This window comes from Rhodococcus tukisamuensis NBRC 100609 (genome assembly GCF_001894985.1).
GTDB lineage: Bacteria > Actinomycetota > Actinomycetes > Mycobacteriales > Mycobacteriaceae > Rhodococcus_G > Rhodococcus_G tukisamuensis.
In genome coordinates, this window is sequence record NZ_BCXG01000001.1 from 236,876 (window position 1) to 250,546 (window position 13,671).

A 13,671-nucleotide genomic window follows, 5' to 3' on the forward strand; every position below is an offset into this window, starting at 1 on the left:
GCGGAGGTCGCCGTGCAGGCTCGAGGAGCAATTGCCGTCGCGGCGGCGATGGCGGCCGTCACCCTCACGGTGGGCGCCGGGAGAGCCGCCGCGTCGAGCGCCGGCAGCGTCGGGATCGGGGACCTCGCGGTGTCGGTCGGCTACCGCTGCACGACGACGGGGACCGGCCCGGCCGACTGGCGCACCACCGCACACGTCCTCACGACGGTGACGAACATCGGCTCGGCGCCGGTGCGCGGCGTGGGCACCCTGGTACAGATCCCGCTGACCTTCGGTGCGCGCGAGTTCGCGCCGGAGATCGCGCCCGGGCGCAGCGTGGTCTACGACCACGACACCCGGTCCAACGCGTTGATCCTCAACCCCGTCGGGGTCGCCGCGTTCGGGGCGGGCGTGGACGCCAACCCGTTCGACAACATGTACGCCGGGGTGGCGCCGTTCGTCTGCTCGGCGCTGTGACCGCGCCGAGGGACTAGCCCAGCCCGAGCGCCAGCCCGGTGACCGCGCCCCAGACCAGCATGGTCAGCCCGGTGCCGGCCAGTGCCGGGATCAGCGCCATGCCGTGGCCGCCCGAACGCACCGGCGCGTTCGCCTTGACCGCCAGCGGCAGCGCGAGCAGTCCGACCAGTGCCCAGGGGGTGCGGGCGACAAGCACCAGTGTCATCACGAACGGCACCGCCAGCAGCACCAGGTGCAGGGTCCGGGTGCGGGCGTCGCCGAGTCGCACCGCGAGGGTGTTCTTGCCGGACTCGGTGTCGGTGGGGATGTCGCGCAGGTTGTTCGCGACCAGCACCGCACTGGAGAACGACCCGACGGCGACGGCCGCGACCAGGCCGGCCCAGTCCACCCGGCCGGCCTGCACGAACTGGGTGCCGCACACCGCGACCAGCCCGAAGAACACGAACACGGCGATCTCGCCGAACCCGCTGTACCCGTAGGGGTTCCGGCCGCCGGTGTAGTACCAGGCGCCGAGGATGCAGACCGCGCCCACCAGGATCAGCCACCAGGCCGAGGTCAGTGCCAGCACGACGCCGACCACCGCGGCGACGGCGAAGCAGCCGAAGGCGGCACCCTTCACCGCCGCGGGGGAGGCCACCTTCGAGCCGACCAGGCGCAGCGGCCCCACCCGCTCGTCGTCGGTGCCGCGGATGCCGTCGGAGTAGTCGTTCGCGAAGTTGACGCCGACGATCAGCGACATCGAGACCACCAATGCCAGCACGGCTTTCCACCACACGGCACCGCCGATCGAGGCGGCCGCGCCGGTCCCCACCAGTACCGGGGCGATCGCATTCGGCAGGGTGCGCGGGCGGGCACCTTCGATCCATTCGGAGACAGAAGCCATGCGTCGATCCTCGCACCCGCTCGTATGGGTCGCGGCACGGACCGTCGATCACCGGGTGCCCGCGCTCCGGCGGGGCACTAGCATGGGCGCCGGTGAATCCGGATACGAGTGTCGCCGCGACCAGGTCGCCCGCAGACATCGAGGTGGCACTGCTGGGCGAGGTCTCGACGCGCCGCGACGGCGGCCTGGTTCCACTGCCGGGAGCGCGGGCCCGCAGCCTGTTGGTGGCGCTGGCCTGTCGGCCCGGCCGCGCGCGGACCGCGCAGGCACTGATCGAGGACGTCTGGGGCGATGACCCGCCGCGCTCGCCGAGCAACGCCCTGCACACCCAGATCTCCCGGCTGCGGGCGGCGTTGCCCGAGGGCGCGATCGAGATGGGTCCCGCCGGCTACCGACTCGAGCTCGCCCGAACCCAGGTCGACCTGACACTGGCCCGGATATGGGAACAGCAGGCGCAGCAGCAGCTCGCCGAGCGCGCACCCCGCGAGGCGGTCGACACGGTTCGCCGGGCCATGGCCCTGTGGCGAGGCGAGCCCGGTGCGGACCTGCCCGACGGTGACCTGGCGCGCGACCTCGGCGCGGAGGCCGCCGCGCGGTTGACCGCGCTGGCGGCGGTCGAGCTGGCCGCGCTCGTGGCGGCGGGGGAACTGGACGAGGCGCTGCCGCTGGCGCGCGAGCGAGCCGAACGCGCCCCGCTGGACGAGAACGCGCACGAGCAGCTGATGACCGTGCTCTACCGGCTCGGCCGCACCGGCGACGCGCTGGACGTGTTCGCCGGTCTGCGCGGCCGGCTGGTGGACCAACTCGGCGCCGACCCGTCTCCGCGGCTCGTCGAGCTGAACCGGGCCGTGCTCACCGGCGAGCTGGGGGCAGCGGTCCGGGTGCGGCCAGGCCCGGACGCGCCCGGCGCCGGCGGCGCGAGGCCGGTTCCGAACTCCGTCGGGTTGCGGGCCGCGCCGAACCTGCTGCTCGGCCGCGACGCAGACCTGGCCGCGATCGAGGACCTGATGGAGGTCGCGCGGGTGGTAACCGTCCTCGGGCCGGGCGGGACGGGCAAGACCCGGGTCGCGCACGCACTCGGTTCACGTGCCGCGGAGCGGATTCCGGTCGCACTTATCGAGCTGGCCTCGCTGCGCAGCGGCGAGGACCTGGTCGCGGCGATCAGCGGCACGCTCGGGCTCAGCGAGGTGGAGGTCACGCCGGGTGCCGGACTGACGCGGGCCCGGCTGCACGGTGCCCGCGACCGGCTTCGCGACGCGCTGTCGGCGCGGCCGTCGTTGCTGATCCTCGACAACTGCGAGCACCTGGTCGACGACGTCGCGGACGTGGTGGCCGACCTGGTGTCGGCCGGCGAGCACCTGACCGTGCTGGCAACCAGCCGGGCGCCGATGGCGATCACGGCGGAGTCGGTGTACCCGTTGCCGCCGTTGACGATCGACGAGTCCGGATCGCCCGCCACCGATCTGTTCCGGACCCGCGCGCAGGCGGTCCGGCCGTCGGTGCGACTCGACCCGGTCGAGGTGGCCCAGCTGTGCCGGACCCTGGACGGGCTGCCCCTGGCCATCGAGCTCGCGGCGGCCCGGGTGCGCACGATGAGCGTGCCCGAGATCAACGCCCGGCTCGTCGACCGGTTCGCGCTGCTGCGTTCCGGCGACCGGACCTCGCCCGAACGCCATCGCACGCTGCACGCGGTGATCGAGTGGAGCTGGAACCTGCTCGAACCCGACCAGCGGGCGGCGCTGCGCCGGTTGTGCCGGTTCCCAGCGGGTTTCACCCTCGACGGGGCCGCCGCCGTGGCGGAATGGGGCGAGGTGGCCGACCTCGCCGCGGCCCTCGAGGGCCTGGTGAACCAGTCGATGCTGTCCGTGGTCGAGGGCCCCGGCTCGCTCGGTCTGCGCTACCACATGCTCGAGACGGTCCGTGAGTTCGGCGACGAGCAACTGACGCGGGCGGAGGAGGCGGACCAGGTGGCGGCACACACCTCGGCCTGGGCTGAGGAGTTCTGCCTCGCCGCGGTACGTGAGTTCCTCAGCGGAGCGCAGGTTTCCGCCTCGCATCGAGTCGAGGCCGAGCACGACAACCTGCTCGCGGTGCTGCGGCACGCGTTGTCCGTCGGCGACGGGCGGACGGCCCTGACGGTGTTCCCGGTGCTCGGCGCGCTGTGGTCCTCGCGGGGTGCGCACTCGGAGGTGATCGCGTTGGCGCCGCGGATCATCGACATCGACCCCCGCGCCTACGGCCCAGAGGACGTGCCGGGGAACCTCCTCGTGCTGACCTACCTGATGGCAGGGGCGCACATGGCATTCGGCGGGGTCAGCAGGCAGCTGGCGGTGGCGCGGTTCCTGCTGCGCCGGATCCTCGCGACGCGCACGGACATCGACCCGGCGCTGCGGCTGGACGGTTCGTTGATGGTGATGCCGCCGTCGGGAAAGGGGATGGCGCGCAGGCTTGCTCACGCGGTGCGGTCACCGGATCCGTCGACCCGGAGCGCGGCGTTCATGGCTCGGGCAAACCTGCGGGAGAACAACGGCGACCTGTACGGATCGCAGGCGGACGGCCTGGCCGCGCTGGAACTCGCGCGGGCCGAGAGCGACGTCTGGGGCCTGGCGATGGTCTGCCAGCACCTCGGCAGCCTGGCCGGTCAGTCCGCGCGCTACGGGGAGGCGGTCGGCTACTACCGACAGGCCGCCGAGATCCTCTGGGACCTGCATGCATTCGAGGAGAGCACCACACTGCGCAGCTACATCGGGGCCGCCCTGGTCGGTGCGGGACGAGTCGAGGAGGCCCGTCGCGAACTCGACGGCGCGCAGCCGCCTGGCGCCTCGTCCGGTACGGGAGCGGCGTCCCGCGGAGCCCCGGCGTCTGGTGGGGCCGCGGCGTCCGGTGACCACCAGAGCGCAGCCTCGATCGCCGCCGCGTTTGCCGAGGCGGACCTCGCCGACGGCGCGGTCGACGCCGGCCTGCGTGGGTACCGCCGTGCCCTCGACCTGGCGGGGTGGCCGGCGATGACGGGGAGCCCCGATCCGTTCACCTTCATGGTGGCCGCCGCCGCGGTGGCCGCGCACGTGCTCGCCGGCCGCGCCGCGGAGATCTCGGAGCTGGTCGATCTGTGCGCGCGCCTGGTGGCGCAGCGCCTCGGGGCCGACGGCTATCCGGACCTGCCGCAGACCGGTGGGGTCGCGTGCGCCGTTGGTAGCTTCGACATCGCGACCGGACGGGACCCGGAGGCGGGGCTGAGGTTGCTCGTCCTGTCCGCCAGAGTCGCTGCCCGTCAGGACTTCCCGTCCATGCAACAAGTGCGGCACCTGGACGCGGCGCGCACGGTCCTCGGCGCGGAGCGGGTCGACGCGGAACTCGCCGCCGTCGCCCGGCGGGCGCGCCACGGCGCGCGCGCCGAGATCCTGGAGCTGCTGGCCGCCCGCGGCTGACCGGGTGGAACGCCGCGGTGGCCGGTGCCCACCCGGGCACCGGCCACCGTGTTGCTAGGTCTTGCGCATGTACATCCGCACGGTCAGCGGGGCCATCACCGCGACGACGGCCGCGGCGCCGAGCAGTGCCCACACCACGTGGATGCCGGCATGCCCGTCGTTGACCAGTTCCCGGACGGCGGTCACCACGTGCGAGACCGGGTTGACATTCACGAACGCCTGCATCCAGCCGGGCATGGTGTCGGCGGGTACGAAAGCGTTGGACATGAACGTCAGCGGGAACAGGACGAGCATCGAGATGCCCTGCACCGAGGAGGCCTTGCTCATCAGCACGCCCATCAGGGCGAAGATCCAGCTGATCGAGAACGCGCACACCATCACCAGCAGACCGGCCGCGACCACTCCGACCACGCCACCACCCGGCCGGTAGCCCATCGCGATTCCCACCACGAATGTGATCGTGGTGGCGATGCCGTAGCGGACGACGTCGGCGAGCAGCGCACCCGCGAGCGGCGAGATGCGGGCGATGGGAAGAGATTTGAATCTGTCGAAGACGCCCTTGTCCATGTCCTCACGCAGCTGGGTGCCGGTGACGATGGAGGCGGTGATGACGGTCTGCACGAGGATTCCGGGGATGATGATCGGCAGGTACGACGCCACGTCACCGGAGATCGCGCCGCCGAAGATGTAGGTGAACATCACCGTGAAGATCACCGGCTGGATGACCACGTCGAAGAGCTGCTCGGGGTTGTGCTTCACCTTGAGCAGGCCGCGGTAGGCCATGGTCAGCGAGTTCGCGACGGACTGGCCGAGGCTGATCGACCGAGCCCTGGGCGGTGTCGGGGGACGGGTGTCGGTGCGCCCGGTGCCGGGTGCGAGGGTGGTGGTCATGCGACGCTCCGTTCGGTGCCGGACTCCGCTGCGGGGTCGACCTGGTCCGCGCCGTGTCCGGTGATGGTGAGGAAGACCTCGTCGAGGCTCGGCTTGCTGACGGTGATCTCGTCGACCGCGATTCCGTGCTCGCGCAACCGGATCAGCAGTTCGGGGGTGACGGAGGGATCGGTCAGCGGGGCGGTGAGCCGGCCCGCCTCGGGGGTGACGGCGACCTCGACCCCGAGCGACTCGGCCAGCAGCACCCGGGTCCGTTCGGTGTGGGCCCGGTCGACCACCTTGAGCTGCAGCGAGGACACGCCGACCGAGGCCTTGAGCTCGTCGGCGGTACCGTCCGCGATCACCTCGCCGCGGTCGATCACCGCGATCCGGTCGGCCAACTGGTCGGCCTCGTCGAGGTACTGGGTGGTCAGCAGGACCGTCGAACCCTCGGCGACGAGACGGCGGATGGTCTCCCACATCTGGGCGCGGGTGCGCGGGTCCAGCCCGGTGGTCGGCTCGTCGAGGAACAGCAGTGGCGGGTGCGCGATCAGGCTGGCCGCCAGGTCCAGTCGCCTGCGCATGCCGCCGGAGAAGTACTTGAGCGCCTTGGTCGCGGCCTCGGTGAGGTCGAACTCCTCGAGCAGTTCCGCCGACTTGCGGCGGGCATCGGCGCGGGAGAGCCCGAGCAGTCGGGAGAAGATCATCAGGTTCTCGGTGGCAGTGAGGTCCTCGTCAACCGAGGCGTACTGGCCGGTGACGCCGACCAGTGAGCGGACTGCGTTGGGCTCGCGGACCACGTCGTGGCCGAAGATGCGGGCCTCGCCCGCGTCGGGGCGCAGCAGGGTGGCGAGCATGCGGATCGTGGTGGTCTTGCCGGCGCCGTTCGGCCCGAGCACGCCGTAGACGGCGCCGGTGGGGACGATGAGGCTGACGCCGTCGACCGCGGTGTGGTCGCCGAATCGCTTGACCAGCCCCACCGCCTCGATGGCGGGGGGAGCGGAGAGGTTCATGGGTGTCCTTACGTCGAAGGGTTCCTTCGGTGTCGGGACCACTGTGCGGGGCGGGCCTTGCGCGGCACTTGCGTCGCGCATGCGGCCGCCGTCGCCGGGGAGAGCTCCCCGTTCAGGGCGCGGCGGGACCGCCGAACCGGGCGACGAGCCCCCGCCGGTCCACCTTGCCCGGTCCCCGCAGGGGCAGGACGTCGACCAGGTGCAGCTCGCGCGGGGCGGCGGTGGCGTCGAGTGTGGTCTCGACGTGGGCGCGCAACTGCTCGAGAGTCGGTGCGGCACCCGCGGTCGGTACCACGACGGCCGCAACCCGCTGGCCCAGACGCGAATCCGGCAGGCCGATCACCGCGCACTCGGCGACCGCGGGATGACTGGCCAGCGCGGCCTCGACCACCTGCGGGACCACCGTCAGGCCGCCGGTGGAGATGGCGTCGTCGAGTCGTCCGGTCACGGTCAGCACGCCGTCGGTCAGCGTGCCCGCGTCGTCGGTGCGGAACCAGCCCGGCTCGGCGAAGGCTGGGTGATCCGGCAGGCCGCGGTAGCCCGACGCCAGCGTCGGGCCGCCGAGCAGCACCCGGCCGTCCTCGATGCGCACCTCCACCCCGTCGAGGGCGACGCCGTCGTACACGCAGCCGCCGCAGGTCTCGCTCATCCCGTAGGTGCGCACCACGGTGATGCCCGCGGCCTCTGCCCGAGCCCGCACGGGAGCCGGGGTGGCGGCGCCGCCGAGCAGCACGGCGTCCAGTTCGGCCAGCGCCGCGCAGGCCTCGGGTACCTCGAGCGCCTTGATCAGTTGGGTGGGCACCAGCGAGGTGTACCGTCTGGGCCCGGCCATCCGCGTGACCGCGGCAGGCAGTGCGGCCGGGTCGAAACCCCCTGTCACGTCCATGATCACGGGCTCGGTGCCGGCCAGCACCGACCGGGCGAGCACCTGCATCCCGGCGATGTGGTGCGCGGGCAGCGCCAGCAGCCACCCGCCCCGGCCGCCGATCCGCGCATGGGTGGCCTCACCGCTCGCCCGCAGTGCGGCCGCGCTCAGGAGGGCGCCCTTGGGGACGCCGGTGGATCCGGAGGTGGCCACGACCAGCGCGACCGACTCGTCGACGGGTTCGCCGGGGCGCAGGCTCTCGGTCAGACGCGCGCGCTCGAGGGCGTCGTCGGCCGGTACCGGCAGCAGTGCGGGGCCGACGCCGTCGAGCGCCCGGGCCAGCCGGGGGAGCACCTCGGCGGCCCGGGCGCCGGACGGGACGGGCAGGGTCTGCAGCATCGAACTCACCGGCTCAATGCTGCCAGAGCGGGGGGCGCGACAGCGGGGGTGGTGCGCGGCGCCGCGGTCAGGCCCGGAGCCCGTCCGGCACCGGGACCGGGACGTCGCGGGTTCGGGTCGACGGACGGTTCTCCCGGAGCACCCGAGCCAGTATCTGCGGCCGCAGCAACGACGTGGGCCGCTCGAGCAGGTTGACGACCCGCAGGAACGCGGCGCCGACCTCGGGATCGGCCGCGGCCGCCCGGTGCACGCGGGCCGCGTACGCGTTGGCCATCCGCGTTCGCCGGGTGCGAGTGCCCGCGACCGTCGGGATGCGCAGATCGGTGTCGCAGGACATCTGCCAGGCATCGTCGAGCAGCGGGGCCGCCGCCCGCAGGAACGACCTGACCGGCCGCGTCCGGCTCGTCTCGAGACTCTCGCGCAGCATGAGCGACTCGGTCGCCGCGACACTCATGCCCTGGCCGTAGACGGGATCGAAGCAGCAGATCGTGTCGCCGAACGGAACGTAGTGCGCGGGCAGCCTCGCGGCGTCGAAGTGGCGGCGCACCGCGGTGGGGATCCGATAGCGGACCGGGTCGTCGAGAGGTTCGGCACTGGCGATCAGAGCGCCGAAGTCGGGAGCGGAGAGCGACGCGGCGAACTCGGCGAATCCGGCCGGGTCCAGCGGTGGTTCGTCGGCGCCGTACCCGGCGAGGGTCACGATCCAGCCGTCGTCCTCCTGCGCGATGATCGCGCCACCCCGCGGCGCCTCGGGTGTCGCGCCGACGCCGATTCCGAGATCGCCGCCGAGGTCGGTGCGCCGGCGCCGGTAGTGGCGGGTGGCGTACGCGAGCTCGATCGTGAGACTGTCCTGGTCCGGTCTCGGGTACCCGAGCGACTCGAGCCAGGCCTGGGTCTGTGAGCTGCGCCCGGAGGCATCGACGAGGAGGTCGCAGTCGACGACGTCGTCGACGGTCCGGCCGGCGGTGCGGCTCACCATCAGTCCGGTGACGGTCCGGCGCCTCTGGTCGGTGATGACACCGAGCGCAGCGCACCGGTCGGTGATGGTGACCCCGGGCAGCGCCCGCACCCGGTTGCGCAGCTGCCACTCGACCAGCGGTCGGCTCCCACAGACACTCCGAATGCCGGAGCGGCCCGCAGCCAGCCGGTGCCCGCTCAGCGTCCACCGGAAGTTTGCGAGCATATCGCCGGTGACGGCTCCGCACTGGACCAGCTCGGCGATGAACCCGGGGAACAGCTCCTCCATCACGGCCCCGCCCCGGGCGAGCAGCGCATGGGCATGGCGGCCCTGCGGCACACACCGCCGGGCGGTCGGCTCGGTGACGGGCTGGTCCCGCTCGACGACGGTCACCCTGGCGTAGAGGTCGCTGAGCACCCGGGCCGCCAGCAACCCGCCCACGCCGGCGCCGATCACCACGGCATGCTCGTTGCGGACAGTCATGACGACTCCTCTGCAGACCCGACGAGATTGGATGACTCCAGTCTCGGCGGGCTCCGCAGGACCGACGCGAGTAGTCGACCACTTGCTTCGGTCGCGGGACTACTCGGATGCCGAAGGGTCCGACGGCGGTGCAGGGACACGTTGCCCTGTCAGGACGGGATCGAGGGGTCCTCGTGCGGCCAGCCGCCCGTCGTCAGGTGCTCGCTGACCCTGGCGATGTCGGACTCGAGCGGCATCTCGTCGGTGAGCCGGGTGATCAGCACGCCGATCTCGACGCGGTCGATCGGCGCCTGACCCTGCTCGATGAGCGCATCCGTCACCGCGACCACCTCCTCGTCCGAGAGCCGGCGGCACAGCAGCGCGATCAGCGGGACGTAGTCCTGTTCCGGAACCCCGTTCGGGTAGCCCTTCCGCAGCCACCCGATGATCGAGGTGAGGAACTGCGGCCGATTCACGGACCGGCGTCCGGGGCGGCGGCATCCGTTTCCGCGGCCGCGTCCGCGACGGACGTCTCGTCGGGGCCGAATCCGGTCGCCAGGCGATGCTCGTCGGCCAGCGGCCAGCCCGCCGCGGCCAGTACCCGGCCGACTCGGATGACGTCGACCTCGGAGGGGACGGTCCGGGTCAGGTCGGCGATGTGGGAGGCGATCTCCGCCTCGGTGATGTGGGCGGCGGCCGCGTCCGGGTCGGCCAACTCGGCGCGTGCCTCAGCCAGTTCGACGGCGACCTCGCCGATCTGTTCGGCGGTCAGCTTGCGGGCCAGCAGCGCCACCAGCGGGATGCGGTCCTTGGGCGGGATGCCATGCGGGTAGCCGGCGCGAAGCCACTTGACCACAGACATGGGGAAGGTCGGCTTGACCGGGGTACTCACGGGAGGACTTCCTCTCGACTCGCGGTGATCGGCGTCAGAACAGCTCGATACCGAAGGTGTGATTCAGGAAATCGGACATCACGAACAGGATGCCGACGACGATCGCGATCACGATGATTGCAAAACATGCCACAGCCCCGGCCACTGCGAGCGGGCGGCGGGTCACGGTGCCGTCCGCGGCGACGTCGGAACCGGCGGCCAGGGAGCGCAGACCGAGGGCGAACAGGGCGGGCAGACCGGCGCCGAGCAGCAGCCCGACCAGGATGACCTGCCACAGGGAGTTGGCGGTGGTGACGAGGAGATCCATGTCAGTTTCCTCGGATCGCGGAGTCGGTCACGGAGTCGGTGACGGAGTCGGGGACCGTGTCGGGCACGACCGGCGGCGCCGGGATGTCGGCGAAGTCGACGGCGGCCAGGTCGCCGGCGGCGAGGCCGGCGGCCAGGTCGGTCTCGGCCTTGGTCGGGACCGCGCCCTCCTCCCAGTCGGCGTTGACGTTGCTCGGATCCACCGGCTGCTTGCGCGAGTGCAGGAACATCCAGGCGGAGAGCGAGATCAGGGCCACGAACACCACCAGCACGCCGGGCAGGCCGCCGATGTAGTGGGCGACAGCCCAGCAGGCGGCACCCATCAGCGCGGCCGACGGCAGCGTGATCAGCCAGGCGACGCCCATCCGGCCGGCCACGCCCCAGCGCACGGCGGCACCGCGGCGGCCGACGCCGCTGCCCATGATCGAGCCGGTCGCGACGTGCGTCGTCGACAGGGGCAGGCCCAGGTGGCTCGAGGTGAGGATGATCGCGGCGGAGGAAGCCTCGGCGGCCATGCCCTGCGGCGCGGCGATCTCCACCAGCCCCTTGCCGAGGGTGCGGATGACCCGCCAGCCACCGAGGTAGGTGCCCAGGGCGATGGCGACGGCGCAGCTGGCCTTGACCCAGAACGGCATCGCGGTGTCGGCGGTGATGGTCCCGTGTGCGACCAGCGCCAGGAAGATCACGCCCATCGTCTTCTGCGCGTCGTTGGTGCCGTGCGCCAGCGAGACCAGGGAGGCCGAGCCGACCTGGCCGAGCCGGAACCCGGTGTTCTTCTGGCCGTCGGGGACGTTGGCGGTGATCCGGTAGATCAGCCAGGTGCCGACGGTCGCGATCAGTCCGGCCACCACCGGGGCCAGGATCGCGGGCACCACGACCTTGCTGAGCACGCCGTCCCACACCACCCCGTTCACCCCGAGCGAGGCGATCGAGGCGCCGATCAGGCCGCCGAACAGTGCGTGCGACGAGCTGGACGGAATGCCGAACAGCCAGGTGAGCAGGTTCCAGAGGATGCCGCCGACGAGTCCGGCGAAGACGATGATCAGCAGGGCCTCGCCGCTGACCGTGTCGAGGTTGACGACGCCCTTCGCGACGGTGGCGGCGACCTCGACGGAGAGGAACGCGCCGACCAGGTTCAGGGTTGCGGAAAGCGCCACCGCGACCTTGGGTCTCAGTGCCCCGGTGGCGATGGACGTTGCCATCGCGTTGCCGGTGTCGTGGAAGCCGTTGGTGAAGTCGAACCCGAGGGCTGTGACGACCACGACGAGAAGAACGATGAGTTCCGCGTTCACGGGCTAGATCCTCCGTTACGAAACCGTAAAAGTCGAGCCAGTAGGCGCCGTCTGGGAGTGCGCTTCCGCACACGGAGCGGGTATCGTCCTGGCCCTTTTTCCATAACCGGTGTACAGGCCGCTGTCGACCCGGACGGGAGTGTGGATCGTCACAGCCCGAGCTGGCGTGTGGGCGGGCTCACTCGGATGTCTCACTCACCGGGACCTGCCCCGGGCTGGGGGTTCGCGCTGGCTACCTTCCTCGAATCGAGTGACGCAGAACACGTTGCCCGACGGCTGATTCGACGGGCCGGCATGGCCACCGGCCGAGAGTTCGCCAGTCCAGACCAGTGCGGCCCCACCCGGGCAGGCGAGAAGGAGACACCGAACGTGAAACGAAAGAACACGGCCAAGCTGATGGCCGCGCTGGCCTTGTCGGCGACGCTTGTCACGGGCTGCGCGACGGACCGGGGTGGGGATGCCGGCGTGCCGGTCGCCGGGGGCAGTGCGGCGGGCACCGAGGCGGCGGCGTCGTCTGACACGAAGTTCGGCACCCTGGACTCGCCGTGTGGCACGGGCGACGCGAAGGGCGCGACCGAGCAGGGCGTCACCGACACCGAGATCAAGATCGGATACGGCGACGACCGCGGCTACGCGCAGAGCCCCGGTCTGAACAAGGAGATGTCCGACGCCGTCGCCGCGATGATCGACTGGTGCAACGATCAGGGCGGCATCAACGGCCGCAAGATCGTAGGCACCGACTACGACGCCGCCATGACGCAGGCCAACACCGTCATGCAGGAGGCCTGCCGCTCCGAGTTCATGCTGGTCGGTCACGGCTTCGCGATGGACCAGACCGCCGAGCAGACCCGCGTCGCCTGCAACCTCGCGGCGGTGCCCGGGTTCACCGTCTCGCCGGAGGCCGCCAACGGCCCGATGTCCTTCCAGGGTGTGCCGTTCCCGGTCGACTACGCGAACGGCTCGGCGTGGTTCCAGATGGGCGAGCTGCGCCCCGACCTCAAGACCGAGTTCGACCTGGTCGGCTCCACCATGCCCACGATCATCACCTCGCTGACCAAGGTGCGCTCGATCGCGGAGGCGGCCGGGTTCAAGCTCAAGGACTGCGGCGTCACGCTCAACTACCAGGGCGAGCCCAGCTACGTGCCGTTCGCCGAGAAGTACAAGCAGTGCGGCGTCAAGGGCCTGTGGACCTCCCGCTCGCCGGTCCCCAACGAGTTCAACTTCTTCAAGGCGATCGACCAGGCCGGCATCGACCCGGTGATCCTCGGCGAGGCCACCTGGTACGGCAACTCCGCGCAGACCTTCAACTCCGGCAGCGGCGTCCTGGACAACCTCAACGCCGGCATGACCTTCCAGATGCTCGAGAACGCGGACAAGGTCCCGGCCGTCAAGAAGTACCTGGACCTGGTCTCCGCCGAGGGCGGCAAGACCGCGCTGCTGGGCATGCAGTCCACTTCCTCGTTCCTGCTCTGGGCCACCGCGGCCAAGGAGTGCGGCTCGGACCTGACCCGTCAGTGCATGGTCGACGAGCTCGCCAAGATCCACGACTGGGACGGCGGCGGACTGCACGCGGCCACCGACCCCGGCAAGAACATCCCGGCCAAGTGCGGCCTGATGGTCGAGCTGACCGGTGACAAGTACACCCAGGCGTTCCCCAGCGTGACGGGCGAGTTCAAGTGCGACGACGCGTACCTGGTCAAGACCGACCAGTCGACCTGGGGCACGGACCTCGGGCCCGACCGGGTCGCTACGAAGTTCCTCGGACCGAATGTGATCAAGCCGCAGGCCTGACCCACAGTTCGCTCCTCTCGACGGAGGGCGGCGGATTCCGCCGCCCTCCGTCCTAG

At 71.5% G+C, this 13,671-nt stretch carries 12 protein-coding genes; 3 read left to right on the plus strand and 9 right to left on the minus strand.

Annotation, left to right across the window (positions count from 1 at the left end; genetic code table 11):
- Positions 1–12 precede the first annotated feature (12 nt).
- On the plus strand, positions 13–456 hold the full coding sequence (locus tag RT2_RS01095) for a hypothetical protein (protein ID WP_139191198.1): 444 nt from the start codon (positions 13–15) through the stop codon (positions 454–456).
- 13 nt (positions 457–469) lie between these two features.
- Here the strand turns inward: RT2_RS01095 and RT2_RS01100 are convergent, their stop codons facing one another.
- Positions 470–1,339 (minus strand): 1,4-dihydroxy-2-naphthoate polyprenyltransferase, encoded by an 870-nt coding sequence (locus tag RT2_RS01100; RefSeq protein ID WP_072842668.1) that lies wholly within the window; start codon positions 1,337–1,339, stop codon positions 470–472.
- A 92-nt stretch (positions 1,340–1,431) separates the two neighbouring features.
- Here RT2_RS01100 and RT2_RS01105 point away from each other — a divergent pair, with 92 nt between their 5' ends.
- A complete protein-coding gene (locus tag RT2_RS01105) occupies positions 1,432–4,767 on the plus strand; it encodes an AfsR/SARP family transcriptional regulator (RefSeq protein ID WP_072842669.1) in 3,336 nt (1,111 codons plus the stop codon).
- A gap of 54 nt (positions 4,768–4,821) precedes the next feature.
- On the opposite strand, the gene RT2_RS01110 is transcribed toward RT2_RS01105, so the two are convergent.
- From RT2_RS01110 to RT2_RS01145, 8 genes are all read right to left on the minus strand, one after another.
- Complete coding sequence (locus RT2_RS01110) at positions 4,822–5,658, minus strand: ABC transporter permease (protein ID WP_072842670.1); 837 nt, start codon at positions 5,656–5,658, stop codon at positions 4,822–4,824.
- Complete coding sequence (locus tag RT2_RS01115; RefSeq protein ID WP_072842671.1) at positions 5,655–6,650, minus strand: ATP-binding cassette domain-containing protein; 996 nt, start codon at positions 6,648–6,650, stop codon at positions 5,655–5,657. Before RT2_RS01115 ends, RT2_RS01110 begins: the two co-directional genes overlap by 4 nt.
- 112 nt (positions 6,651–6,762) lie before the next feature.
- Complete coding sequence (gene menE / locus RT2_RS01120) at positions 6,763–7,914, minus strand: o-succinylbenzoate--CoA ligase (RefSeq protein ID WP_072842672.1); 1,152 nt, start codon at positions 7,912–7,914, stop codon at positions 6,763–6,765.
- A gap of 67 nt (positions 7,915–7,981) precedes the next feature.
- A complete protein-coding gene (locus tag RT2_RS01125; protein WP_072842673.1) occupies positions 7,982–9,355 on the minus strand; it encodes an NAD(P)/FAD-dependent oxidoreductase in 1,374 nt (457 codons plus the stop codon).
- A gap of 149 nt (positions 9,356–9,504) precedes the next feature.
- The gene (locus RT2_RS01130; protein ID WP_072842674.1) at positions 9,505–9,810 is read right to left on the minus strand and encodes a DUF3349 domain-containing protein; all 306 of its coding nucleotides are present in this window, start codon (positions 9,808–9,810) and stop codon (positions 9,505–9,507) included.
- Complete coding sequence (locus tag RT2_RS01135) at positions 9,807–10,226, minus strand: DUF3349 domain-containing protein (protein ID WP_072842675.1); 420 nt, start codon at positions 10,224–10,226, stop codon at positions 9,807–9,809. Before RT2_RS01135 ends, RT2_RS01130 begins: the two co-directional genes overlap by 4 nt.
- A 34-nt stretch (positions 10,227–10,260) precedes the next feature.
- The gene (locus RT2_RS01140; protein WP_072842676.1) at positions 10,261–10,533 is read right to left on the minus strand and encodes a hypothetical protein; all 273 of its coding nucleotides are present in this window, start codon (positions 10,531–10,533) and stop codon (positions 10,261–10,263) included.
- A 1-nt stretch (position 10,534) separates the two neighbouring features.
- A complete protein-coding gene (locus tag RT2_RS01145) occupies positions 10,535–11,824 on the minus strand; it encodes an inorganic phosphate transporter (protein WP_083576991.1) in 1,290 nt (429 codons plus the stop codon).
- A 396-nt stretch (positions 11,825–12,220) separates the two neighbouring features.
- Here RT2_RS01145 and RT2_RS01150 point away from each other — a divergent pair, with 396 nt between their 5' ends.
- Positions 12,221–13,615 (plus strand): ABC transporter substrate-binding protein, encoded by a 1,395-nt coding sequence (locus RT2_RS01150; RefSeq protein WP_072842829.1) that lies wholly within the window; start codon positions 12,221–12,223, stop codon positions 13,613–13,615.
- Positions 13,616–13,671 lie beyond the last annotated feature (56 nt).